Source organism: Enterobacter sp. V87_3 (assembly GCF_029967835.1).
In the GTDB taxonomy this organism is placed as follows: domain Bacteria; phylum Pseudomonadota; class Gammaproteobacteria; order Enterobacterales; family Enterobacteriaceae; genus Enterobacter; species Enterobacter cancerogenus.
The window spans coordinates 329,073-352,583 of record NZ_JASCAM010000022.1 but is presented as its reverse complement, the minus strand read 5'-3'; the positions used below and the strand labels follow the sequence as shown (position 1 = coordinate 352,583).

Below are 23,511 nucleotides of genomic sequence, written 5' to 3'. Positions count from 1 at the left end.
TTAGAGCAAACCGCAACGCTGTTTACTGCGCGCTTCCGCCTCCTCGTACAGCGTAAACTCGTCCAGCACCGGGCAGCCCAGCGCCTGCTCGAACGCCTCCCGGCTGGCATGACCGTGGCTACGCGCCTGCGTTTCATTACCAAGGTTGGACTGGAAAATACCGGCAGCGCTCACGGGCAGAAAATCTTCATAGGTGATCGGCTGCGCCACCACCCAGCCACGCTCGATAAGCGGCTGCGGATCGTCGCCGGGGCGAAACGCATGGCGATGCGCCTCGCCTGAAGGCGTCAGGCGGTAGCGGAAATAGGCCAGACCCTGACGGCGCAGGAACATTTCGCTGTCCGGGAAGGCGCTGAACGTCTCGCGCAAATGCAGCTGGTGCGTCAGGTTGTCTTTGCCCGTCCCCGCCTGGCTCAGCAGGCTGTCATACAGCGCGCGTCCTTTCGGGGTGAGCGCCACGCCACGCTGTTCTATTTCACCAAAGCGGGCGGTATGCGTTCCTTTATCTTCTCCGGCAAATAGCACCGGCTCCTCAAGCGCTTTAAAGCTGGTCTGGCGCAGCAGGATCGGCACCTCGCGGCGCGGCGGCCCCTCCACCAGAACTTTGGGTTCAATACCGTATTTCGGCATCAGCTCTTGTACGCGGTCGATATCCAGCGTGCGCGGCGTGAGATGGTTGATATGGCATCCGGGGAAGCAGACGACGTCGGCAATCAGGCGATGCGCATTGCTCAGCGCCAGGTAAGTTTCCCGGTCTACCGTCGCGTGGCGGTGCCAGCGGAACGTCTCCAGCGCTTCCTGAACAAACTCGCTCGCCTGTACGTCGGTAAAGCCCCCTTCTGACTCATACAGGTCAAGAAGTGCCATACAGCGCGGCGTAAAGATGTTCCGCCGCGAGAGGATCTCAGCCGCGCGTTTGCGCAGCGCGGCGTCTTCAATCAGTTCCAGACGCAGCAGCGAGGTAAAAATACGAAACGGATTGCGGCACAGTGCCGCATCGTCAACCGGACGAAACGCCGTGGAGTGAACGGGTACCCCCGCCTGTGAGAGATCGTAATAGCTGACCGGAAACATGCCCATAATGGCGAAGATCCGGCGCAGGGTAGAGAGTTCTCGCGCGGTCCCCACGCGAATCGCGCCGTGACGCTCAACGTTAAGGCGCGCCAGTTCATCTGCATTCGCAAGCTGTTCATGTAATAAAGGATTATTTTCCAGAACCCCAAGGTTCACATCTGCCACCAGCTCAAGCAATGTGCCGTACTGCGGAACTTCCTGCTGGTACATCGCCGACATAGCCTGCGAAAAGTGCTCCCGAATCTCATCAGCCGTGATGGTGTTCGCCATGATGTCTTGCCTCCAGTGAATATTACCTGGAGTGTAGAAAAGGCCGTTCCTTCCGGGGGGAAGAATTTACAAATTGTGATCTTAAGACGCGTGTGGTCAACACGTGCGCTGACGCACCTTGTAACAAATGAGGCCTAAAATAGTCTCCTGTAATTATTTTCTACCGCTATGTCTCGCTATGATGAAATATCACCAGGAATAATCTGCAAACGGCGTTTGCCCGCATTTTTTGGCTCATCTTTTCTGGCGTGAAAATATAATTTAGCGCTGCCGATAGCTGATTATGTGCAACAAACACAGGAGGTTACACGCGTCCACTTCAGAATATATTTTCAGTAAGCGAAGCGTTAATTGCCACATTATTTTGCGCTAAGTCAAAAAGGGATATTAATTAAATTTGACGCACATCCAGCAGCGACTACAGTTATTAATCGAACGACGAGGGATACGGAATATTTTCGTATCTTACTGACATGACCAATATATGAAATATGAGGTTTAATATGGCAGAGCATCGTGGTGGTTCCGGTAATTTCGCTGAAGATCGTGATAAAGCATCTGACGCCGGACGTAAAGGTGGACAGCAGAGCGGTGGGAATTTCAAAAACGACCCGCAACGCGCCTCTGAAGCAGGTAAGAAAGGGGGGCAGAATAGTCATGGCGGAGGCCGTGGTTCTGACAAATCCTGATCTTAATTACGTCTCTTTAAATACCTAAAGAGCTTGCTGCGGGCCAGACGGCTCGCAGTACCCTTCACATATTTAATCGGAACGTAAATATGAATATGAAAAGCATCGAAGACGTCTTTATTCACCTTCTCTCCGACACCTACAGCGCGGAAAAGCAGCTGACCCGTGCGCTGAGCAAACTTGCCCGCGCCGCCTCCAGTGAACAGCTTCGCGCAGCCTTCACTGCTCACCTTGAGGAAACACAGGGTCAGATCGAGCGTATCGATCAAATCATTGAGCAGGAAGACGGTCTCAAGATTAAGCGTATGAAGTGTGTTGCAATGGAAGGCTTGATTGAAGAGGCAAATGAAGTCATTGAGAGTACTGAAAAAAATGAAGTCCGTGATGCCGCATTAATTGCCGCTGCGCAAAAAGTAGAGCATTACGAAATTGCCAGTTACGGTACCCTGGCGACCTTAGCGGAACAGTTAGGCTATACTAAAGCCGTTAAGTTACTGGCGGAAACGCTTGAAGAAGAAAAAGAAACCGATCTCAAGCTCACCGACCTGGCCGTAGGTAATATCAACCAAAAAGCGAAGAAATAACGATTTAACACAGATTATTTTAAATAAGCATCTGTCTGGCGATCGTTATAGGATGCTTTTTTAGCAGCAGCACTGCTGTGGTTAATTCTCGTTATTCCTTCTGTTTTTATAATGAATGAGTAGTGTACTGCAGGTGCAGTTCGAATTGCAGAGAGTAACAATAAATTGACCATCTAATAATTGAGGACACGATTATGAATCACGTAGAACACTATCATGACTGGCTACGCGATGCCCATGCGATGGAAAAGCAAGCGGAATCAATGCTGGAATCCATGGCCAGCCGTATCGATAATTACCCTGACATCCGCTCCCGAATTGAACAACATATTAGCGAGACAAAACGTCAAATCAGTTTGCTGGAAGAGATCCTCGACCGCAATGATATTTCTCGTTCCGTCCTCAAAGACTCCATGAGCAAGATGGCCGCGCTCGGCCAGTCCATTGGCGGTATGTTCCCGTCCGATGAAATCGTGAAAGGCTCCATCAGCGGTTATGTTTTCGAGCAGTTTGAGATTGCCTGCTATACCTCCCTGCTGGCGGCAGCCAAACGCGCAGGCGATACCGCCTCCGTGCCGGCCATTGAATCTATCCTTGCCGAAGAAAAAGCGATGGCTGAGTGGCTGATTACCCATATTCCGCAGACGACGGAACAGTTCTTACAACGCTCAGAGACCTCCGGGGTCGAAGCGAAAAAATAGTCAGAAGCATGCCAGGCAGCTGAACGCTGTCTGGCAGCGCCGGTGCACCATCCGTTCCAGAGGCCATCCGTTCCAGAGGTAGGAACCATGTTCGAACTCGACGCCTTTCATCTGGCCAGGATTCAGTTCGCGTTTACCGTCTCCTTTCATATTCTCTTTCCGGCGATCACCATTGGGCTTGCCAGCTATCTCGTGGTACTTGAAGGCATGTGGCTGCGTACCAAAAACGACGTGTGGCGATCGCTGTACCATTTCTGGCTCAAAATATTCGCGGTTAACTTCGGCATGGGCGTCGTCTCCGGGCTGGTCATGGCGTACCAGTTCGGCACCAACTGGAGCGGCTTCTCGCAGTTCGCCGGGAGTATCACCGGTCCGTTACTGACCTACGAAGTGCTAACCGCCTTCTTCCTGGAGGCCGGTTTCCTTGGCGTGATGCTGTTTGGGTGGAACAAAGTCGGCCCCGGCCTGCACTTCTTTGCGACCTGCATGGTAGCGCTGGGTACACTGATGTCCACTTTCTGGATCCTTGCGTCTAACAGCTGGATGCACACCCCTCAGGGGTTCACCATCGAAGATGGCCAGGTGATCCCGCAGGACTGGCTGGCTATCATTTTTAACCCCTCCTTCCCCTACCGTCTTATCCACATGTCGATTGCCGCGTTCTTGTGCAGCGCATTGTTTGTCGGCGCTTCCGGGGCCTGGCATCTGCTGCGCGGAAACGATACGCCCGCCATACGCAAAATGTTCTCCATGGCGATGTGGATGGCGCTGCTGGTTGCGCCCATTCAGGCCGTGGTCGGGGATATGCATGGTCTGAACACGCTGGAACATCAGCCCGCGAAAATTGCCGCTATCGAAGGTCACTGGGAGAACCGCCCGGGAGAAGCAACCCCGCTGCTGCTGTTCGGCGTGCCGGATATGGATGAGGAGCGCACCAAATACGGGCTGGAAATTCCTGCCCTGGGCAGTTTGATCCTGACGCACAGCCTCGATAAACAGGTTCCCGCCCTGAAAGAGTTCCCCAAAGACGAGCGTCCAAACTCGCTTATCGTCTTCTGGTCATTCCGCATTATGGTTGGCATGGGGCTGCTGATGATTGCGCTTGGGGCGATCAGCGTCTGGCTACGCTATCGCAACCGGCTTTACCACTCCCGTCTGTTTCACTGGTTCGCCCTCTGTATGGGGCCTGCCGGGCTGGTCGCGCTGCTCGCGGGCTGGGTCACCACCGAGGTGGGCCGCCAACCGTGGGTGGTCTATGGCTATCTGCGCACCATTGACGCGGTATCGCTGCATAGCACGCTGCAAATGAGCATCAGCCTGCTGGCCTTTATCCTGGTCTACTGTTCGGTCTTTGGCGTGGGCTATGTCTATCTCGTCAGGCTGATCAAGAAAGGCCCGCAACCTGTCAGCACGCTGACATCGAATACCTCGGGCACCCCTGCCCGTCCGCTGTCTGCCGCCGAGTCGGTTTCTGAACAGGAGAGACCCTGATGGGCGTTGATATCTCTGTCATCTGGATCGCGATCATCGTTTTTGCCACGCTGATGTACATCATCATGGACGGTTTCGATCTGGGCATTGGCCTGCTGTTTAATTTCGTTGGCGACGCGAAAGAACGCGATGTGATGGTCAACAGCGTAGCCCCGGTGTGGGATGGCAATGAAACCTGGCTGGTGCTGGGCGGCGCGGGGCTGTTTGGCGCCTTTCCGCTGGCCTATGCGGTCATCATCGATGCCCTGACCATTCCCCTGACCGCTATGCTGATTGGCCTGATTTTTCGCGGGGTGGCGTTCGAATTTCGCTTTAAGGCCACGCCGTCGCACCGCAAATTCTGGGACTATGCCTTTGCTGGCGGCTCGCTGCTTGCCACCTTCAGCCAGGGGATTGTCGTGGGGGCGATGATCAACGGCTTCGACGTTGAAGGCCGACGTTTCGCTGGCTCCGCGCTCGACTGGTTCACCCCATTCAACCTGTTCTGCGGCCTGGGCCTTATGGTCGCTTATACCCTGCTCGCCACCACCTGGCTTATAATGAAAAGCGAAGGTGAACTGCAGATCCGCATGCGCTATCTTACCCGCCGTGTATTGCTGGCGCTGATTGCGGTGATTGCCGTGGTAAGTATCTGGACGCCGCTTGGCTGGCAGTACGTTGCCGAGCGCTGGTTCACGCTGCCAAACTTTTTCTGGTTCCTCCCGGTTCCGCTGCTGGTTGGCGTGCTGAGCCTGTGGATCTGGCAGATGACTCACAACCCGCACAGCCACGCCCGCCCGTTCCTGCTGACCCTCGGGCTTATCTTCCTCGGGTTCAGCGGGCTGGGCATCAGCCTGTGGCCGCATATCATTCCCCCGCGCATTACCCTGTGGGAAGCCGCAGCCCCGCCTTCGAGTCAGCTGTTTATGCTGGTCGGCACGCTGTTAATCATCCCAGTGATCCTTGTGTACACCGCCTGGAGCTACTACGTTTTCCGCGGCAAAGTGTCTGATACTGAAGGTTACCACTGATAAATCCAGGGTCAGGGCGGCGCGCCAGCCCGCCCGGACCAAAAAGCGCTTGTAACTCAAACAGATCGAATGTTAATAATATTTTGCTATGAAGTTATCAAAATTAAACAACATCGCTTGTCAGCGGCATCGCTCTGTTTTAAACATCGCCTATGGAAAAAAATGGTCTGTTCAGTCAGCGCATACGCTTGCGCCATTTACATACATTTGTGGCCGTCGCTCAACAGGGAACGCTGGGGCGTGCGGCTGAAACCCTTAATCTCAGTCAACCTGCACTCTCAAAAACGCTGAACGAACTCGAGCAGCTCACCGGAACGCGCCTGTTCGATCGCGGCCGCCTCGGGGCGCAATTGACCATCGTGGGCGAGCAATTTCTTACACACGCCGTTAAGGTGCTTGACGCCCTTAACACCGCAGGTCAGGCCTTAAACCGTAAAGATGAACCCGTCTGCGAAGTGGTACGCATAGGCGCGCTGCCTACTGCGGCGCTGGGGATCTTGCCGCCGGTTATCGGGCAGTTTCACCGGCAGCAACGGCACACCACGCTTCAGGTCGCCACCATGAACAACAACATGCTGCTCGCGGGGCTGAAATCCGGCGAACTGGATCTGGGTATCGGCAGAATGTCCGACCCCGAGCTGATGAGCGGCCTGAACTATGAGCTGCTGTTTCTCGAATCCCTCAAGCTGGTGGTGCGGCCAAATCATCCACTCTTGCAGGACACCGTCACCCTGAGCCGGGTTATGGAGTGGCCAGTGGTGGTGTCGCCGCAGGGCACCGTCCCGCGACAGAACGCCGAAACCATGCTGCAGATGCAGGGCTGCTCGCTGCCCTCGGGTTGCATCGAAACGCTGTCGGCCTCCCTTTCGCGCCAGCTTACCGTCGATTACGACTATGTCTGGTTTGTCCCGTCAGGGGCGGTCAAAGACGATTTACGCCGCGGCACGCTGATTGCGCTGCCGGTCACCTCTCCCGGCGCGGGCGAACCTATCGGCATTCTGACCCGCGTGGACACTCCGCTCTCTGCGGGCGCGCAAACCCTGCTGAGCGCGATCCGTAAGTCCATGCCGGTGTAATTACTCCTTTTTCTCCCGCCTGCTTAACCCGTCGTGATGACGGGTTGCTTCTCTTTGCTAATCAATAAATGCGAAATTATTCATTAACAATTGCGTAAAACAATTTAACAGATTTATCATAGCCACGAATTCACCAAATGGTTCACAAATCATTTACAATAGGTGAATTTAGCCGCTTACAGCCCTGCTTTAAGCGTTAAACCCTGCTTAACCTCAATATTAATTACCCATTTGGTACAGACACCACGCAGGCCTGACAGGACGGGTGTATTTAAGGAGACAGAAATGGCATTTGGCAACGCGCCACGCGGAGTACCTCGTATTCTGCAGTGGCTTCTTGCCGGACTGATGGTGCTCATCGGTCTGGCTGTCGGCGGGCTGGGCTTAAAGCTCGCCACCGTGGGCGGAAGCTGGTACTTCCTGATCATGGGCATCGTGATGGTGATTGCTGCCATCCTGATTTTCACCAATCGCACCATCGGGATCGTGCTCTACGCCCTGGCGTTTATCGCCTCGCTGTTCTGGGCAGTGAGCGATGCAGGCTGGGATTTCTGGCCGCTATTCTCACGCCTGTTCACCTTTACGGTGCTGGCGTTTCTGTGTGCCATCGTCTGGCCTTATCTGCGCGCGGCGCAGCACGGCACGCCGGTGAACAAAGCGCCGGCGTTTGGCGTTGCGGCAGTGCTGGCTGTTGTTATGCTGGTGAGCCTCGGCTGGATGTTCAAACCGCAAACGCTGGTCGCGGCCAACGAACCGGTGCCAGTAAAACCGGTGGCACCCGGCGAACAGCAGAAGAACTGGGAACACTGGGGAAACACCACCCACGGTGACCGCTTTGCCGCACTCGATCAGATTAATAAGCAAAACATCAACGAGCTGAAAGTGGCCTGGGTGGCCCATACCGGCGACATCCCTCAAAGCAACGGCTCGGGTGCAGAAGATCAGAACACCCCGCTGCAGGTAGGCGACACGCTGTACGTGTGTACGCCGTACAGCAAAGTGCTGGCGCTGGATGTTGACTCCGGCAAAGAGAAATGGCGTTACGACTCAAAAGCAACGGCCCCGAACTGGCAGCGCTGCCGCGGGCTGGGCTACTTTGAAGATCGCTCGAGCGTGACAATGTCACAAGCAGAAACTCAGCCTGCGGCCTGCCCGCGTCGGCTGTTTCTGCCTACCACCGATGCCCGTCTGATTGCCATCAACGCGGACAACGGCAAGGTTTGTGACGACTTTGGCGACCATGGCACTGTCGACCTGAGCGTCGGCATGGGTGAAATTAAACCCGGCTATTACCAGCAAACCTCGACGCCTTTGGTCGCGGGTAACGTGGTCGTGGTCGGCGGACGCGTGGCGGATAACTTCTCCACGGGTGAACCGCCGGGCGTGGTACGTGCCTACGACGTTCATACCGGTAAACTGGCGTGGGCCTGGGATCCGGGCAACCCTGCATTGACCGGTGAGCCGCCAGAAGGCCAGACCTACACGCGCGGTACCCCGAACGTCTGGTCTGCCATGTCCTACGACGCCAGACTGAACCTGATTTATCTGCCGACGGGTAACGCAACGCCAGATTTCTGGGCGGGTGAACGTACCGCGCTGGATGACAAGTACAGTTCGTCGATTGTCGCCGTGGACGCCACCACCGGCCAGGTTCGCTGGCATTTCCAGACCACGCACCACGACCTGTGGGATTTCGACCTGCCTTCCCAGCCGCTGCTGTACGACCTGCCGGACGGTAAAGGCGGTACCACGCCGGTGCTGGTGCAGACCAGCAAGCAGGGCATGATCTTTATGCTCAACCGCGAAACCGGCAAGCCGGTGGCGAAAGTTGAAGAACGCCCTGTGCCTGCGGGTAACGTTGAGGGTGAACGCTATTCGCCTACTCAGCCCTATTCCGTTGGCATGCCGATGATCGGCAACCAGACGCTGACCGAATCCGACATGTGGGGCGCAACGCCGGTTGACCTGCTGCTGTGCCGTATTCAGTTTAAAGAGATGCGTCATCAGGGCGTCTTTACTCCGCCGGGTCTGGACCGCTCTCTGCAATTCCCTGGCTCTCTTGGCGGGATGAACTGGGGCAGCGTGTCGGTTGACCCGAACAATGGCCTGATGTTCGTTAACGACATGCGTCTGGGGCTGGCGAACTACATGGTTCCTCGCGCTAACGTGGCGAAAGACGCCAGCGGTATCGAAATGGGGATTGTCCCGATGGACGGCACGCCGTTCGGCGCAATGCGCGAACGTTTCCTGTCGCCGCTGGGCATTCCGTGTCAGAAACCGCCGTTTGGCACCATGTCAGCCGTTGACCTGAAATCCGGCAAGCTGGTGTGGCAGGTTCCGGTCGGTACGGTCGAAGACACCGGTCCGCTGGGGATCCGCATGCATATGCCTATCCCGATCGGTATGCCTACGCTTGGGGCATCACTCTCCACGCAGTCCGGCCTGCTGTTCTTTGCCGGTACCCAGGACTTCTACCTGCGCGCGTTTGATACCGCAACCGGGAAAGAGATCTGGAAAGACCGTCTGCCGGTGGGCAGTCAGTCCGGCCCGATGACCTACGTTTCGCCCAAAACCGGTAAACAGTACATCATCATCAACGCAGGCGGCGCGCGCCAGTCACCGGATCGCGGTGATTACGTTATCGCCTATGCGTTACCGGATAAGAAGTAAACAATGAAAAAGGGACCGAAAGGTCCCTTTTTTTGTAGGTCAGATGTTGTAGGTAAGCGAAGCGCCACCCGACACACTCCGCGACTCAGAACGTCTCCCAGTTATCCCCGGAAATCGTTGCCGCCTGGCGCAACGGTACGTTCTGCGCCACCGGTGCAGCCGTCACCGCGCGGCCCTGCTTCGCGCCGCTCAAACGAAATGCCCCTACTGCCTCGGTCAGACGCGCGCCCTGTTCTTCCAGAGATGCCGCCGCCGCTGAGGCTTCTTCCACCAGCGAGGCGTTCTGCTGGGTCACTTTGTCCATTTCAGAGATAGCCTGGCTTACCTGAACGATACCGCGACTCTGTTCATCCGACGCGGCAGCAATTTCAAGCATGATATCGGTGACGCGTTTCACCGCTTCAACAATCTCATTCATGGTGTTACCCGCTGCTACCACCTCGCCAGAGCCCTGGTCAATCAGTGAAACGGACTCGTTGATCAGGCTTTCAATCTCTTTCGCGGCGTTGGCACTGCGGCTCGCCAGGGTACGTACTTCGCTTGCCACCACTGCAAATCCACGCCCTTGTTCCCCGGCACGCGCCGCCTCTACTGCGGCGTTGAGCGCAAGGATATTGGTCTGGAATGCAATGCTGTTGATGACGGCAGTGATTTCAGAAATTTTCTTCGAACTGGTGGAGATGTTGCCCATCGTTTTCACCACCCCGGAGACCATCTGTCCACCCCGGCTGGCTTTACCGGACGCATCCTCCGCCAGCTTGCTGGCATGGTGAGCGTTATCGGCGTTTTGCTTCACGGTTGCCGTCAGCTGCTCCATGCTGGCCGCGGTCTGCTCAATGGCGGCGGCCTGCTGTTCGGTACGCGATGACAGATCGGTATTACCGGCGGAAATCTCACTCGTGCCGCGGTAGATCTCCTCCGCTCCCTGGCGCACGGTCCCTACCGTGGTCACCAGCGAATGTTGCATTGTCTGCAGGTCCCGCGTCAGACGGCCAATCTCGCTGCGGCCCGTCGCCTCGTCCGGCATCGTCAAATCGCCCTTCGCGATATTCTCGATGCGCGTAGCCGCGCGCTGGAGCGGGTTGATCACGGTACGGCGCAGCACCACAAAAGTCATCACCGTGAGCACCAGGGCTAATGCAAAAGCCCCGACCATAAACATCAGCCCCAGCTGGGTGCGGGTATGCGCCTGCGTGGAGAGGGCGTTAGCGCGATCGGTACGGATCTTGATCGCCTTTAACAGCACGTCGTTATAGGCATCATCCAGCGGACGGGCACTCTCATTTTCGTGATTGATGATGGCTTCAAACATGCCGTTTTTGGCATATTTGAGCATCGGCTGAAGACCAGCGATATAGGCATCGAAGCGGGTTTTCAGATCGCTGTCCAGGGCTTCATCCGCAGGGGTACGGACCGGACGGTTCATATAGGCGGTGAACCCCTCCTGCGACTGCTTAATGCGTTTTTCCGCCTCGGCGATGTTCTCTTTCATCGCGTCCATTTCCGCGATACGGCTCGCCGCACCGGCGTGGATCATATTGATACGGGCGGTACGCAGATGGTTCGAGCTGTTCGACAGCCCCATACGTACCTGAATTTCGGATGTAACATCCTGCTGATCGGTATCGGCTTTTAGCAGGAAATACCCTGCCAGCCCTGCGCTCAGGGCGAACAGAAGAATAATGCCACCGAGAATGGAGGAAAACAGCGGAACCAGCCGGATATGATGCAAGAAGCCCAGCCGTTGCTGCGCCTGCATCGATGTTGTGTTGTCCATGACCGTCGACTCTCTTATAGGTAAGATGCGTATAAACACGCCTGTAAAATAGTCATCGGCACGGCGGGGAATTTGCTTATGGCTAAAAGCGCCAGCCAGGTCACACTTTAGAGAAGAATATGCAGGAAAGGCCAGCGGCAAAAACCGCTGGCAGAATAATTAGTTGTCGCCGAAATGTATGACGGTACGAATGGACTTACCCTGATGCATCAGATCGAACGCTTCGTTGATCTGATCCAGCGGTAAACGGTGGGTAATGAACGGATCGAGCTGGATTTTGCCAGCCATCGCATCTTCTACCATGCCCGGCAGCTGAGTACGGCCTTTCACACCACCGAACGCCGATCCGCGCCATACGCGGCCCGTGACCAGCTGGAACGGACGGGTTTTGATCTCCTGCCCCGCACCCGCGACGCCGATGATGATACTTTCGCCCCAGCCTTTGTGGCAGCATTCAAGCGCAGCACGCATCACGTTGACGTTGCCGATACACTCGAAGCTGAAGTCAACGCCACCGTCGGTCAGCTCAACAATCACCTCCTGAACCGGCCTTGCGTCATCATTCGGGTTCACGAAATCAGTCGCGCCCATCTCGCCCGCGAGTTTGAATTTCTCCGGGTTGGTGTCTACCGCGATGATACGCCCGGCTTTCGCCTGAACCGCGCCCTGGATAACCGCAAGGCCAATTCCGCCCAGACCGAATACCGCAACGGTATCGCCCTCTTTCACTTTCGCAGTGTTGTGTACCGCGCCGATACCGGTCGTCACGCCGCAGCCCAGCAGACACACTTTATCCAGCGGTGCCTGCGGGTTAACCTTCGCCAGCGAGATCTCCACGCACACGGTGTATTCGCTGAAGGTGCTGGTGCCCATGTAGTGGTAGATAGGCTCGCCGTTGTACGAGAAGCGGGTGGTGCCGTCCGGCATCAGGCCTTTGCCCTGGGTCGCACGAACGGCCTGGCACAGGTTGGTTTTGCCGGATTTACAGAACTTACACTCGCCGCACTCGGCGGTGTACAGCGGAATAACGTGGTCGCCGGGTTTCAGGCTGGTTACGCCCTCGCCTACTTCAACCACCACGCCGCCGCCTTCGTGGCCGAGCACCGCCGGGAACACGCCCTCCGGATCCTCACCCGACAGGGTAAAGGCGTCGGTATGACACACGCCGGTGTGGGTAATTTTGATCAGCACTTCGCCTTTTTTCGGCGGCGCGACATCAATTTCAACGATTTTCAACGGCTGGCCTGGACCGAATGCAACAGCTGCGCGAGATTTCATAGTGTCTCTTCCCTTGTAGTGAGGTCTGTGGGTTTATTTTAGATAAGAGCGCAGCAAATGGCCGACTTCGGCCATCCGAACTGCCCGCTGGTCCGGGGTTGTCTCACCCGTGACCAGCTCATCTTTGAGGTGAATTTCGACCATTTCGCCCATCAGGCCATTCGCCGCACCGCGCACGGCGGCAATTTGCTGCAGAATGGCCAGACAGGGTTCGCCGGACTCAAGCGCACGCTCGAGGGCATCGACCTGGCCCCGGATGCGGCGTACGCGAGTAAGGATACGTTTTTTGTCAGCAGGTGAATGCGGCATACGCCCTCCTATATACTATAGGGGGGTATAGTAACTCGCTTATGGACTTCATGTAAACATCCCTGTTTTGAGGCTTTTGGGGCAACTGTCATGAGGTCCTTCAAAAAAGTCATTCGCCACAACCCTAATAACATTCTTATTTATCAATATTTTACATGACATTTTTTGTCTAACTGCATTGGGGAAAGAGGTATTTATTAGATATCCGAAATGTCTACTTAAAAGGAGTTTAGCAATGGCAATACCAGCATACCTGTGGTTGAAGGACGACGGTGGCGCGGATATTAAAGGCTCGGTAGATGTAAGGTACCGAGAAGGTTCTATCGAGGTTGTAGGGTTTGGTCATGGTATGCACCTGCCAACCGATAGCATGACGGGAAAAATCACGGGTACTCGCGTGCATAGCGCACTGGTATTCGAAAAGGAGTTCGACAGCGCCAGCCCATACTTGTACAAAGCGGTAGCCACCGGGCAGACGCTAAAATCTGCGGAATTTAAGTGGTACAAGATCAACGATGCAGGCCAGGAGGTGGAATACTTCAATATGCTGCTTGAGAACGTCAAAGTCGTCTCGATATGCCCGCTGATGCATGACGTTAAAAATCCGGCAATGGAAAAGCATAACCATCTTGAAAGCATCGCGCTGCGCTACGAGAAGATCACCTGGAAACATTGCGACGGCAACATCATTTTTTCTGACGAGTGGAAAGACAGATGATTCGCTGCACTTTTCATCTGAATGGCGGCCAGTTATCGAATCTGAGCTGCCCAGGTATAGGGTTTTTCCCGGCTTATTCAGGCAATGCAGGACAACACAGGAATAATCCAGATTCAGTCGCTGTGAAGAACATCGGGCCGGTACCACCAGGTAAATATTACATTGTGGACAGACCGCGAAGCATTGGTACCCACGTTAAAGATTATTTCGCCACAAAATATACGTTGTCAGATCATTCCACCTGGTTCGCGCTGTACCGCGACGATAAGAGTATTGATGACGTCACATTTATTGATGAGGTTGCGAGGGGGAACTTTCGGCTTCACCCAGCAGGTTGGGCCGGAATCAGCAACGGTTGTATTACTCTACCATCGCCCGCACACTTTCACATCCTAAGAGACGCGCTATTGAGTATGCCCAAAATGCTCGTAACTGCTTCTTTGTTTGCCTATGGCACGATACAGGTGTACTGATGATGACGCCCGCGAAACAGGCAGGATTATGGCTGATTCAGTTCATATCGTTTCTGACTATCTTCTCTGTAATTTACATCGCCTTCCCCTTTGAATATTTGTTTGATGTCTACAGCGACAAAGTGGGGTTCATAACGGAAACGAACTGGAGTGACATAGTGCTGTTCGGTATTCTCGCTGTGTCAGTGCTGATAAACACTTTGCTGATATTTTTCGTAGCTTCTGCTAAGAGGAAATATTGACATCTCCACAACCCGCCTCGGCGGGTTTTTTGTCAGAATTAAGATCGTTAGCGTTAATCGCTACCTGAAACAGGATCAGAGAACTCGGTAACAGTCCCGTAGAAACCTGATAGCGCATTACTGAAAATATCTTTCCCCCATTCCGTGTTATCAGATGCACATACTGTAAATGGTCGCCACCTACCCCCCATGAAAACCTCACAGTCAATCATGGATTCGTCTGGTGCTGAATAGGTGCAGTTTCTGACCCCCGTTCTCAAGCCTCTAAGCTTCTTGACAGGCTGCGGCGGGAGTGTATCTACACGTTGAAATGGCATTACTGCTTTCCCTACTGACTGGCCCTGATAGCCCGCAAAGCCCAGACAACGCCACGTACCGCCTGCATGATGAGTTGATGACTGAATCATAAACGCGGCGGGATCATTGATAGCGCTATATGAAAGTTGGCTCGCTGCAACTTCATCGCCAGGGTTAAATCGAATTGAAGATGAATTTGTATAGACAGAAAAAAATCCGATAAAACCGGGCGCCTCAAATTCAGGGATCAATGATGCCGCTGCAGCTTTTTTTGTCTCTTCGAGTATTACTTCCATCTCCTCCATGATGCCAGGTTGAGCCTGATCAGTTTTAAATGCCGTTAGATATACACTCTTGTTTTGAGGCTGTCGGGGCAGCAGTCATGAGGTCCTTCAAAAAAATCATTCGCCACAACTCTAACAACATACTTATTTATCAATATCTTAAATGACATTTTTTGTCTAACTGCATTGGGGAAAGAGGTATTTATTAGATATTCGAAATGTCTACTTAAAAGGAGTTTAGCAATGGCAATACCAGCATACCGAATCACGCTCACTATATGCTTCTAATGCATGCATTACTTTCTTCAGGAGCAATGATGGTCACACCACAATTAAAAGCTCTGGGCACGATACAGGTATACTGATGAGCGCAAAAAAACATGCCCTGAGGTGGATTGCCGAAACAATGATGTTGTTCGTGATATATACACTTCTTTGCTACTTCCTTCCTGACGTGCTTCTTTATCACCTGTACACCAGAAATTTCGGCTTTGTCACAGAGCTGGACTGGAACGACAATTACACCACTATTTTATTCATTTTATCCTTTTTCATCAATGCGTTACTGATTTACCTCCGTGCATTATATAAACAAAAATAATTTAACAGTTGTCAGCCGCACCCAGGCTACCCAACAGGGAGACATATCCTAAAAAGGCCTCCAAACGCATCACTTTTAAGGTTAAAGCACATAAATTCTGAAACTGGGTCTATCCTTAAACTATCTACAAAAGGAGGGAAACAATGTCTGATTTTAATGCTGATAAGAATGCCGACTACGCGGGTGACAAAGCGAAAAACAAACTTGATGAACTGGCAGGCTCTGCGCAGGAGCAGTTTGGCGATTTCGTTGATTCACCAAAGCACCAGGTCAAAGGTGCTGCGAAGAAGTATGCTGCACAGGCCAGCGATGCCGTTTCGGATGTGACGGAAGCGGTCAGAAATAACCCACTGTCAGGCTTAATCGCCGCGGGTGCAGTAGGTGTGGTGCTTGGCCTTCTGCTGGGCCGTAAATAATATCAGGCCCCACGGGGCCTTTTCTTTTGCTGCGTTAGCGTTCAATAAATATCTGCTCCTGGCCCCCCAAGAAGTTCTGACAAAACAACGGCCTCCGCCGAAGAACACACTTCTATATCCTCTCCCATTAAGTGCCAGACGCCCCTCGTCTGCTCGCCCTTCTCCACATCCGTGGCAGGAATGTCAGAGTAGCGGGCTTTCTGCACGATGCCCCTGAACTTTATCCAGTAGTAACCGTCTTGCATGGAATACCCTCCTTTTTGGTATGGAAAAAGTATTGCAGAGAATCTGAAAATATGTGCTTAAGCAGGAGAATATATTCTTCGCAAAAATGAAAAAGTTGTACATTTTCTCTGTACAGATTTATCAGGATGGTATAGATTCAATCACATCGATGTTACGAAAATGTTTGATAACGGTGGAAAATGATGCGTCGCAACTCAGTGCCTTCGACAACAGAACACGCTATCACGTTGTATTTTAACAAAAACAACATACCAACCAAGCAGGAGACGCTCGGGTTGATCGTCAGTGAAATTATCAAAGAAAACGTACAACTGAGCAGAATGACAATTTGTACAAAGCTTCTGCGACGCATTGAAGAGTCATCCTGTGAGCACGAAAAGGCACATTACAACGGTCTCATCGCCCTCTTCTTTGAGCGCTAACCTGAATTTTGATTGTGAAGTGACTACGTTGGTTACGCTGAGACAGAGATTGTATTTATCAGTACGCGATAACTAACCCAATGTTACGGCGTCAAGGCCGTAGCAGAGTGAGATAGACGTTATGCATAGAACTAAATTTGAACGACTTAAAGATGATTTAATTGGCGAGGCCGTGTTAACCATCCTCAAGGAAAACGGGCCTATCACCTTTGCATCTCTCGCTAATCGGCTCCTTGCGATGGCGAATGTTGAGTCAAATGATGAACGCAAAAATGCATTGATTGCCGCTGAAGATGAAGTGCGTCAGCGCATAACTGGCGTTTCGAAAGATCGTGGAAGAGTGATCGGGGATTATGACGTTGGTCGAATTCGTTCACTTTTTAAAAAAGACACGCTTCTTGCGCCCGACAAAAAACACTAATTTACGACCAACACGGTGACTACCATGAGCAAAGCAATTATACAGCAAGCCTATAATTTCGAAGCACTGCATGATAAAGGACTGGCCGAGCATTTTCTTAACGCGGGAAAGCATCTTTCTGATGAGGCTGAAGTGTTAGGATCGGCCATTCGGTGCATTATGCTTTGCGGGGATAACCTTTCAAATAAAGAGATTATCTTACAGCTGGTTCACGCCCTGGAAATTACGAAAGAGCCTGAAGCCTGCGATGTAATCCGTAATACGCTGGAAATTGTGGTAGGTTTCACGCGAGACGATATTTAACGCCTGATGTAAAAACTCTGAATTTGTGCGGGTGGGCAGCGAGGGAAAATTGCGCCCTGCTGCCCGCCAGCCACTTTTGCCTTAGCTAAATAATCTCACCATACGATCTAATTCATCCTCTTTCACCGCCCGCGAGAGATAATATCCCTGGAAGCTTTTCAGTCCTAACGCGACAAGTTTTTCAAATTTCTCCTCGCTGTCCACGCCTTCTGCAACACATTCGCTTCCGGTTATATCGCTGTAAAACTGAATGGTTTTGATCAGATTATAGTCATTATCATTGGCGACAAACTGCTCGACGATATCGCGATCCAGTTTCAACCCGTCAAAATGCACCTGGCGAACCGGAAACATCACATGGTGATCCGAAAAACAATCGTCGAGGAATAATCTGCAGCCGGTATTGCGTATACGCTGCATGGTTTCCGGGATTGCTTTATCTTTTGTGACATCAATGGTTTCAGCAAACTCAAACACGAGTTTTGACGCCCACTGCGGTTGTAACAGCATTCCCGTCGCTTTTTTTGCCATGCCCGGCAAGGCATTACCTGAAGCCAGTTGCGGCGGAATATTCACCGAAAAATAGAATTTACCATTGTATTTATTGATACCGGAGACAGCCGCGTGGATCACCAGCGCGGTGATTTTTAGCCATATTTCCACGCTGGAAATGTCTGTCATAAACTCGGTTGGCTTTAAGACTTTACCGTTATTGTTCCAGCGTAACAAAATTTCAAAGCCCACCCCTTTTTTAAAGCGATCGGTGATAATTTGATACACCGGGAATATTTCCCGTCTCAGTAACGCATTGAAGATTTCCACTTCGCGCGATGAAAGCCCCTCTCCCTGCATATCCTTGTGGGTACTCTCTTCCATTCTGAACAAATTACGGTCGCTTAACCAGGGTTTTATCAGGTGTAATTTCCTTACCCCTTCCTTTCGGTGAGTGTAAAGCGTTTTGTTCGACAGCCCCAAATTCTCACACTGGACTTTTATGGAAATTCCGCGGTAGAAATTCAGTAACACGTCAAGCTCGCGCCGGGTTAATCCTTTCATTGTGCCTTTATATTCACAGTAAAACGATTTTTTACTTAATAATTGCGAACGCGTCTGGCGCAGGCCATCACTTGTTTTAACAGAGTTGATCACATCAATGAGCGTAGCCACGCGCACCATAGAGAGCGTATTTTTATTATCAACCATATTTTCCAGTGTCCGATACAGCCAGCTATCGGGTATCTGGCCGTAGAGCGTCACCGTGCGGATCACCGGCAGCGAATTGAGGAGCGTGGCCAATTTCTTGAGCGTATCCAGTAAGTTAACCACATCATGATCAAGAAAGACCGATATCTCAGCACACTGATTTATAACGATATTCTTAATATCACTCTGGGCAATTGTTTCCCCATTAAATCGTATTTGCGAAGCCATAATCCCCTGCTCTTTTAGAAACAGGCTATATCCTTGATAGGTGAAACTGCAGGCTGAGATAACGAATTTTTGCTCAAGGCTGGCAGAAACGTCGAACGTATTTTGATGGGCCATGGTTGCTCCTGAAGACAAAAAGGCGATCCTTTCTGACAGAAGACGATTCTGAGAGAAATACGGAACTGAGGATAGAAAATAACAACAATGATTTAACCTGGTGCATATATTTATCTTACAGCACGCGCGATGGTTAATATACTGTTATCCTGCGATCTGGCCTGAACATCTTTGGGTTAATCATCTTCCGTATCCATAAGCGCAATAAATATATCTTTCTTTTCAAATAACGACGGTAAATATTCTTATGTCGGGGTATAATAAAATTCCGAAAAGAAGACTGGATCCTTCATTTAATCGGTTCGTTCAAATAAAGAGAAAATGCTATGGATAATCATATCTCATCCAGGGCCTTGCTACATCGAAGGGATGTCATCAAGAATAACCCCCGATTTAGCGAGGCAATACGCGAGCACTACACCATCAACGATGCCATCTATAAAAAGCAACCCTTGTTTTACAAAACCATGCTTCAGGAATCCCGATTCAATATTATTCTCTCGATGTGTTGTTTCATCTTTGGCAATCAGGCCGAGTCGGTTTCAGAGATAAAAGAGTTATGTTCCCGTTATAAAATTGCCAGTCCTAACAGCGTTATTGCGATAATCACTCTGCTTCGAACGACCGGGCGAATCAAAACCTGGCGCTGCACCGAAGATCGACGCAAAACCAATATTGCCCCCACGCAAAAAGGACTGGAGGAACTCAAACGTTATATGTCCGGCGCATTTGTGCCCGTCAGTATTCTGTACCCAGCGTTTAACATTGATGTCAACTTACTGGATCATGACGTTTCGCGGAATAATTTCTTCCGCCGGGCGGCGGAATATCTTTTTCGGGGTTTAACCTTCAGGAAGATCTTGCCTGAAGTCGGACTGTTTATTGATAAAGACGGCGGACGCATGATTATGCTGTATCTGTATTTACAGGCCGTCAAAAACAAAACCGCACACGGCGCAATCATTGAGTATTCACCTGCAACGCTTGCAAAAGAGTTTTTTGTATCACGTATTCATGTGACCCGCATTATCAAGGCAGCGCAAGAAATGGGATATTTGAAAGATCGGGGTGACGGGCGGATGGCGATATACCCGGCATTTATTGAACTGGTCGAAAATTATGCCGCGTTATATTTTGCCTATGTCACACACTACATTAATATTGTCCCAAAAGAACGACGTACTGCACACATCATAACAACAACCGTATAAACTGACTGGCGTCCGGTCTCCCGAACGCCAGCATTTTTATCTTTCCCGCAACGCCTCTTTCGCTTTGTTCAACGGTTTCAGCAGATAATCCATAATCGTTTTGCTTCCCGTTTTGATATCGACGGTGGCGATCATGCCGGGGAAAACCGGAAATGCCTTGCCCTGTTTGTTGGTCAGATGATTACTGTCGGTGCGGATATAAACGCGGTAGTAATACACATCCCTTTTCACTTCATCCTGCAGCGTGTCCGGCGAAATCATCGTCACCTCACCTTCCAGCCCGCCATAGATGGAGTAGTCATAGGCGGTAATTTTTACCAGCGCCTTCTGTCCCGGATGGATAAACGCCACGTCGCGCGGAGAGATTTTCGCCTCAATCACCATCTGGTCGTCAAGCGGCACCAGGCTCATCAGTTTACCGTTGGGTGGAATGACGCCGCCCACCGTGGTCACGTCGATATCTTTAACAATCCCCCGGACCGGCGCGTTAAAGGTCAGGCGCGTCAGAGAATCCTCGCGCCCTTTCATCACCGAACGTTGCGCTTCTATTTCCGCGTTAGCCTTTGAAAGCTCCTCGCGGGCGCGGACGTAATACTGGTTTTTCATCTCGGTGATTTTGCTCTCAAGCTCATTCTTCTGACGCTCAAGACGCAACACTTCTACCTTACTGGCTGCGCCCTGGGTCACCAGCGGGCGGGTTAAGGCCAGTTCGCGCTGCACAAGCTCAGCCCCCTGACGCAGGCCGGCTAACCCTTTATCCAGGCTCTCTCGGCGCGACTGATACAGTGCCGTTTCCTGTTTTACCAGTTCAACGTCATCGTCCAGCTCATCCGGGAACACCAGCGCCGTGTTGTTTACCTCGGCATTAAGACGCGCGGCGGTGGCCAGCGCGGCATTCAGCCGGGATTCACTTTCCAGCACGCTGGATTCGGTTTTGGTGCGGTCCAGCTGCGCCAGCTGCTGACCGCGCTCGACGATATCACCCTCGCGCACCAGCAGGCTATGGATAATCCCCCCCTCGAGCGACTGAATCACCTGCTCGTGGGAGGACGGGATCACTTTGCCGCTACCGGTGGTCACTTCATCCAGCTGGAACAGACTCGCCCAGATGATGAACGCCGTCAGCAGCGCAAACAGCGACCATGCCACCAGCGTTGAGCGCGGCAGGCGCGGCTCTTTCAGACGGCTGTTATAACGCGTTAAATCATTCATGCTACGCCCTCCTCAGCCACCGGTGCGGGTTTCAGGGCGACGGTACGCTGCGGCGTTTTTTGCGCCGCCATTCCATGCTGACGCAGGATGGCATCGCGAGGGCCGTCCATCACAATCTTGCCGTTTTCCAGCACGATAATACGGTCCACCAGCTCCAGAATCGGCAGTCGGTGGGTAGCCACCACCAGCGTACGACGTTTGCCCAGCCACTGATGAAGATGCTGGATAACGTGCTTCTCGCTCATCTCATCCAGCCAGGCGGTAGGTTCATCCAGCAGCAAAATATTCGGCGAGGTAATGAGCGCGCGCGCCAGCAGCAGTGCCTGACGCTGACCGCCCGATAAGCCAGCGCCCCCCTCGTTGATGATGTAGTTCAGCCCCATCTTCTGCTTGCGGACAAACTCCAGCGCGCCGCTGTTCACCAGCGCCTGATGGATCTCATCATCGGTCGCCAGCGGGTTGCCCATCACAATGTTGTCGCGTATGGAGCCAAAGAACAGCCGCGCCTGCTGGCTCAGCAGCTGCATATCCCGGCGCACGTCGGCCGGATCAAGGTGGTTTAGCGCAATGTCATCCAGCAGGATGCTGCCCTGCTGAGGCTCCTGCATCCCCGCCAGCACCTGCAGCAGCGTGCTCTTGCCCGAACCGTTACGCCCCAGCACCGCGATGCGCTCCCCGGCGCGGATCGTCAATTTGCTGATGCTCAGCACCGTAAGTTTCTCTTCGTCGTCGTACCAGAACCCGACATCGTTGAGCGCATAGTCGCCGCGCAGATGCGCCTTGTGCACCTTTTTGCCCTGCTGCGGGTCGTCAATCGGGCGCTGCATCAGTTCATCCAGCCCCTTGCGCGCCACTTTTGCCGACTGCCAGCGTGACAGCACACCTGAGATCTGCGATAACGGCGCAATGGTGCGCGAGGCCAGAATAGAGGTCCCCACCAGCGCACCGGTGGTCATGTCGCCCGCGATCACCAGATAACAGCCCACCAGCAGAACCACGGCATAGACGATGGACTGCACTTCCTGGGTCCAGGTCAGCAGTAGGCCCGTCAGCCAGCGCTGCTTCATGCCGACGCTTGCCGCGACGTCGTTGGTGTTATTCCACTGATTCTGGAAACGCTGTTCCGCCCGCATCAGCTTGATGTCTTCGATGCCCTGCACCGCTTCAACCAGCGTTGCGTTGCGGATAGCGGATTCACGCATCCCCTCGCTGGAGAGTTTCCCCAGCGGACGCTGTACCAGCAGGCCGGGGATCAGCAGCAGCGGCACGGCGAGCAGCACCACCAGCACCAGCGGGCCGCCAATCATCCACAGAATGAAAACAAACAGCAGGAAGAACGGCAGATCGGAGATCGCCGCAATGGTGGTTGAGGTAATCAGCTCACGCACCGACTCCAGCTCGCGGATCTGCGCGATAAACGAGCCGGTGGATTTTGAGCGCGCGCCGTTTTTGATCCGCAACGCATGGGCAAACACGCGCTCGGAGATGCGCAGGTCGGCGCGCTTACCGATGACATCGGAAATGTGGACCCGCAGCATGCGCATGATGAACTCGAACAGAATGGCCACCATCACGCCGCCAAACAGCACCCACAGCGTCGCTTCCGACTGCGACGGCACCACGCGGTCATACACCTGCATCGAGAAAATCATCCCGGACAGCGCCAGCACGTTAGCCACCAGCGCGACCAGCATGATATCGCTGTAGCGCCGCCAGTCTTTCAGCGCCAGCTGCCAGAACCAGTTTTTCTCGTAGGGTTTAATGTAATCATCGACGCGGGCATCCGGGGTGGACTCCAGTGGGCGCAACACCAGGAGCGCTTTTAAACGCGTTCCCAGCGCGTCACGCGTCAGCGTGGTCTCCAGACCACCGTCGCCGCTAAACTGCAGGCTCACGTTCCCTTCGCTGTCCATACGGTTAATGACCGCAATCTGTCCGCCTGTGAACTCGGCCAGCATCGGCAGACGCCACGGATCGAGTGACGCCGTCTCTGCCGCCACTATACGCATCCCCAGCCCGAGCTGACGCGCCATCTCTTCCAGCACCAGTTGGCGTGGAGAGTGGCTCTCATGGTTAATCGTGACCCGAACATGCTCCGCCGAGAAATCAAGCCGATAGTGTTTCGCGATGATAAGCATGCCCTGCAACCAGGGTTCGTACTGCGGATGAGTCTTCATAATGCTACGTCCTG

23 protein-coding genes are annotated in these 23,511 nt (G+C 53.0%); 14 read left to right on the top strand and 9 right to left on the bottom strand.

Annotated features, from left to right (window positions below):
- Entirely contained in the window at positions 1–1,344 is a 1,344-nt protein-coding gene (locus QLG21_RS10880) for a VOC family protein (protein ID WP_282484368.1), read from the bottom strand.
- A gap of 503 nt (positions 1,345–1,847) precedes the next feature.
- Here QLG21_RS10880 and QLG21_RS10875 point away from each other — a divergent pair.
- The 7 genes from QLG21_RS10875 to QLG21_RS10845 all read left to right on the top strand — a co-directional run bounded on the left by QLG21_RS10875 (position 1,848) and on the right by QLG21_RS10845 (position 9,565).
- Positions 1,848–2,033 (top strand): general stress protein, encoded by a 186-nt coding sequence (locus tag QLG21_RS10875; RefSeq protein ID WP_042319775.1) that lies wholly within the window; start codon positions 1,848–1,850, stop codon positions 2,031–2,033.
- A gap of 89 nt (positions 2,034–2,122) precedes the next feature.
- The gene (locus QLG21_RS10870; protein WP_282484367.1) at positions 2,123–2,617 is read left to right on the top strand and encodes a ferritin-like domain-containing protein; all 495 of its coding nucleotides are present in this window, start codon (positions 2,123–2,125) and stop codon (positions 2,615–2,617) included.
- Positions 2,618–2,811: 194 nt separating this feature from the next.
- On the top strand, positions 2,812–3,318 hold the full coding sequence (locus QLG21_RS10865) for a ferritin-like domain-containing protein (protein WP_006175186.1): 507 nt from the start codon (positions 2,812–2,814) through the stop codon (positions 3,316–3,318).
- 87 nt (positions 3,319–3,405) lie between these two features.
- Entirely contained in the window at positions 3,406–4,809 is a 1,404-nt protein-coding gene (locus QLG21_RS10860; RefSeq protein ID WP_101737745.1) for a cytochrome ubiquinol oxidase subunit I, read from the top strand.
- Complete coding sequence (cydB, locus tag QLG21_RS10855) at positions 4,809–5,819, top strand: cytochrome d ubiquinol oxidase subunit II (protein WP_282484366.1); 1,011 nt, start codon at positions 4,809–4,811, stop codon at positions 5,817–5,819. The genes QLG21_RS10860 and cydB overlap by 1 nt, the downstream gene beginning before the upstream one ends.
- 152 nt (positions 5,820–5,971) lie before the next feature.
- Complete coding sequence (locus tag QLG21_RS10850; protein WP_282484365.1) at positions 5,972–6,895, top strand: LysR substrate-binding domain-containing protein; 924 nt, start codon at positions 5,972–5,974, stop codon at positions 6,893–6,895.
- A 285-nt stretch (positions 6,896–7,180) separates the two neighbouring features.
- A complete protein-coding gene (locus QLG21_RS10845) occupies positions 7,181–9,565 on the top strand; it encodes a glucose/quinate/shikimate family membrane-bound PQQ-dependent dehydrogenase (RefSeq protein ID WP_282484364.1) in 2,385 nt (794 codons plus the stop codon).
- A gap of 85 nt (positions 9,566–9,650) precedes the next feature.
- Here the strand turns inward: QLG21_RS10845 and QLG21_RS10840 are convergent, their stop codons facing one another.
- The 3 genes from QLG21_RS10840 to QLG21_RS10830 all read right to left on the bottom strand — a co-directional run bounded on the left by QLG21_RS10840 (position 9,651) and on the right by QLG21_RS10830 (position 12,929).
- Positions 9,651–11,342 (bottom strand): methyl-accepting chemotaxis protein, encoded by a 1,692-nt coding sequence (locus QLG21_RS10840; RefSeq protein WP_137848586.1) that lies wholly within the window; start codon positions 11,340–11,342, stop codon positions 9,651–9,653.
- Positions 11,343–11,501: 159 nt separating this feature from the next.
- A complete protein-coding gene (locus QLG21_RS10835; protein WP_282484363.1) occupies positions 11,502–12,620 on the bottom strand; it encodes an S-(hydroxymethyl)glutathione dehydrogenase/class III alcohol dehydrogenase in 1,119 nt (372 codons plus the stop codon).
- Between the two features lie 33 nt (positions 12,621–12,653).
- Positions 12,654–12,929 (bottom strand): metal/formaldehyde-sensitive transcriptional repressor, encoded by a 276-nt coding sequence (locus QLG21_RS10830; protein ID WP_006175178.1) that lies wholly within the window; start codon positions 12,927–12,929, stop codon positions 12,654–12,656.
- 235 nt (positions 12,930–13,164) lie between these two features.
- On the opposite strand from QLG21_RS10830, the gene QLG21_RS10825 reads away from it, so the two are divergent.
- Positions 13,165–13,647, top strand: a complete 483-nt coding sequence (locus QLG21_RS10825; RefSeq protein ID WP_137848584.1) for an Hcp family type VI secretion system effector — start codon at positions 13,165–13,167, stop codon at positions 13,645–13,647.
- Positions 13,644–14,120, top strand: a complete 477-nt coding sequence (locus QLG21_RS10820; RefSeq protein ID WP_137848583.1) for a DUF2778 domain-containing protein — start codon at positions 13,644–13,646, stop codon at positions 14,118–14,120. Before QLG21_RS10825 ends, QLG21_RS10820 begins: the two co-directional genes overlap by 4 nt.
- Before the next feature lie 295 nt (positions 14,121–14,415).
- Here the strand turns inward: QLG21_RS10820 and QLG21_RS10815 are convergent, their stop codons facing one another.
- Positions 14,416–14,955, bottom strand: a complete 540-nt coding sequence (locus tag QLG21_RS10815; RefSeq protein WP_137848582.1) for a hypothetical protein — start codon at positions 14,953–14,955, stop codon at positions 14,416–14,418.
- A 732-nt stretch (positions 14,956–15,687) separates the two neighbouring features.
- Here QLG21_RS10815 and QLG21_RS10810 point away from each other — a divergent pair.
- Positions 15,688–15,960: a CsbD family protein gene (locus QLG21_RS10810; RefSeq protein WP_006175168.1), complete on the top strand. Its 273-nt coding sequence runs from the start codon at positions 15,688–15,690 to the stop codon at positions 15,958–15,960.
- A gap of 41 nt (positions 15,961–16,001) precedes the next feature.
- Here the strand turns inward: QLG21_RS10810 and QLG21_RS10805 are convergent, their stop codons facing one another.
- Positions 16,002–16,205, bottom strand: coding sequence for a hypothetical protein (locus QLG21_RS10805; protein WP_137848579.1), 204 nt, complete (start codon positions 16,203–16,205; stop codon positions 16,002–16,004).
- A 183-nt stretch (positions 16,206–16,388) separates the two neighbouring features.
- On the opposite strand from QLG21_RS10805, the gene ycgZ reads away from it, so the two are divergent.
- From ycgZ to QLG21_RS10790, 3 genes are all read left to right on the top strand, one after another.
- Entirely contained in the window at positions 16,389–16,628 is a 240-nt protein-coding gene (gene ycgZ, locus QLG21_RS10800; protein ID WP_042319765.1) for a regulatory protein YcgZ, read from the top strand.
- A 121-nt stretch (positions 16,629–16,749) separates the two neighbouring features.
- Positions 16,750–17,049 carry a hypothetical protein gene (locus QLG21_RS10795; protein WP_006175163.1) on the top strand — a complete coding sequence of 100 codons (300 nt, stop codon included), beginning with the start codon at positions 16,750–16,752 and terminating at the stop codon, positions 17,047–17,049.
- 24 nt (positions 17,050–17,073) lie between these two features.
- Positions 17,074–17,352 (top strand): biofilm development regulator YmgB/AriR family protein, encoded by a 279-nt coding sequence (locus tag QLG21_RS10790; RefSeq protein ID WP_137848578.1) that lies wholly within the window; start codon positions 17,074–17,076, stop codon positions 17,350–17,352.
- A gap of 81 nt (positions 17,353–17,433) precedes the next feature.
- Here QLG21_RS10790 and QLG21_RS10785 read toward each other — a convergent pair whose 3' ends face one another.
- Entirely contained in the window at positions 17,434–18,897 is a 1,464-nt protein-coding gene (locus QLG21_RS10785; RefSeq protein ID WP_137848577.1) for an EAL domain-containing protein, read from the bottom strand.
- Between the two features lie 326 nt (positions 18,898–19,223).
- On the opposite strand from QLG21_RS10785, the gene QLG21_RS10780 reads away from it, so the two are divergent.
- A complete protein-coding gene (locus QLG21_RS10780; protein ID WP_137848576.1) occupies positions 19,224–20,108 on the top strand; it encodes a MarR family transcriptional regulator in 885 nt (294 codons plus the stop codon).
- 36 nt (positions 20,109–20,144) lie between these two features.
- On the opposite strand, the gene QLG21_RS10775 is transcribed toward QLG21_RS10780, so the two are convergent.
- Positions 20,145–21,320: an HlyD family type I secretion periplasmic adaptor subunit gene (locus tag QLG21_RS10775; RefSeq protein ID WP_282484362.1), complete on the bottom strand. Its 1,176-nt coding sequence runs from the start codon at positions 21,318–21,320 to the stop codon at positions 20,145–20,147.
- Positions 21,317–23,497 (bottom strand): type I secretion system permease/ATPase, encoded by a 2,181-nt coding sequence (locus QLG21_RS10770; protein ID WP_137848574.1) that lies wholly within the window; start codon positions 23,495–23,497, stop codon positions 21,317–21,319. The genes QLG21_RS10775 and QLG21_RS10770 overlap by 4 nt, the downstream gene beginning before the upstream one ends.
- Between the last annotated feature and the right edge of the window lie 14 nt (positions 23,498–23,511).

Coding starts and splice junctions, on each gene's coding strand:
- QLG21_RS10780 (WP_137848576.1), top strand. CDS start 19,224: ATGGATAATCATATCTCATCCAGGGCCTTGCTACATCGAAGGGATGTC.
- QLG21_RS10880 (WP_282484368.1), bottom strand. CDS start 1,344: ATGGCGAACACCATCACGGCTGATGAGATTCGGGAGCACTTTTCGCAG.
- QLG21_RS10870 (WP_282484367.1), top strand. CDS start 2,123: ATGAATATGAAAAGCATCGAAGACGTCTTTATTCACCTTCTCTCCGAC.
- QLG21_RS10850 (WP_282484365.1), top strand. CDS start 5,972: ATGGAAAAAAATGGTCTGTTCAGTCAGCGCATACGCTTGCGCCATTTA.
- QLG21_RS10820 (WP_137848583.1), top strand. CDS start 13,644: ATGATTCGCTGCACTTTTCATCTGAATGGCGGCCAGTTATCGAATCTG.
- QLG21_RS10825 (WP_137848584.1), top strand. CDS start 13,165: ATGGCAATACCAGCATACCTGTGGTTGAAGGACGACGGTGGCGCGGAT.
- ycgZ (WP_042319765.1), top strand. CDS start 16,389: ATGCGTCGCAACTCAGTGCCTTCGACAACAGAACACGCTATCACGTTG.
- QLG21_RS10830 (WP_006175178.1), bottom strand. CDS start 12,929: ATGCCGCATTCACCTGCTGACAAAAAACGTATCCTTACTCGCGTACGC.
- cydB (WP_282484366.1), top strand. CDS start 4,809: ATGGGCGTTGATATCTCTGTCATCTGGATCGCGATCATCGTTTTTGCC.
- QLG21_RS10875 (WP_042319775.1), top strand. CDS start 1,848: ATGGCAGAGCATCGTGGTGGTTCCGGTAATTTCGCTGAAGATCGTGAT.
- QLG21_RS10795 (WP_006175163.1), top strand. CDS start 16,750: ATGCATAGAACTAAATTTGAACGACTTAAAGATGATTTAATTGGCGAG.
- QLG21_RS10790 (WP_137848578.1), top strand. CDS start 17,074: ATGAGCAAAGCAATTATACAGCAAGCCTATAATTTCGAAGCACTGCAT.
- QLG21_RS10840 (WP_137848586.1), bottom strand. CDS start 11,342: ATGGACAACACAACATCGATGCAGGCGCAGCAACGGCTGGGCTTCTTG.
- QLG21_RS10785 (WP_137848577.1), bottom strand. CDS start 18,897: ATGGCCCATCAAAATACGTTCGACGTTTCTGCCAGCCTTGAGCAAAAA.
- QLG21_RS10835 (WP_282484363.1), bottom strand. CDS start 12,620: ATGAAATCTCGCGCAGCTGTTGCATTCGGTCCAGGCCAGCCGTTGAAA.
- QLG21_RS10815 (WP_137848582.1), bottom strand. CDS start 14,955: ATGGAAGTAATACTCGAAGAGACAAAAAAAGCTGCAGCGGCATCATTG.
- QLG21_RS10805 (WP_137848579.1), bottom strand. CDS start 16,205: ATGCAAGACGGTTACTACTGGATAAAGTTCAGGGGCATCGTGCAGAAA.
- QLG21_RS10845 (WP_282484364.1), top strand. CDS start 7,181: ATGGCATTTGGCAACGCGCCACGCGGAGTACCTCGTATTCTGCAGTGG.
- QLG21_RS10865 (WP_006175186.1), top strand. CDS start 2,812: ATGAATCACGTAGAACACTATCATGACTGGCTACGCGATGCCCATGCG.
- QLG21_RS10770 (WP_137848574.1), bottom strand. CDS start 23,497: ATGAAGACTCATCCGCAGTACGAACCCTGGTTGCAGGGCATGCTTATC.
- QLG21_RS10860 (WP_101737745.1), top strand. CDS start 3,406: ATGTTCGAACTCGACGCCTTTCATCTGGCCAGGATTCAGTTCGCGTTT.
- QLG21_RS10810 (WP_006175168.1), top strand. CDS start 15,688: ATGTCTGATTTTAATGCTGATAAGAATGCCGACTACGCGGGTGACAAA.
- QLG21_RS10775 (WP_282484362.1), bottom strand. CDS start 21,320: ATGAATGATTTAACGCGTTATAACAGCCGTCTGAAAGAGCCGCGCCTG.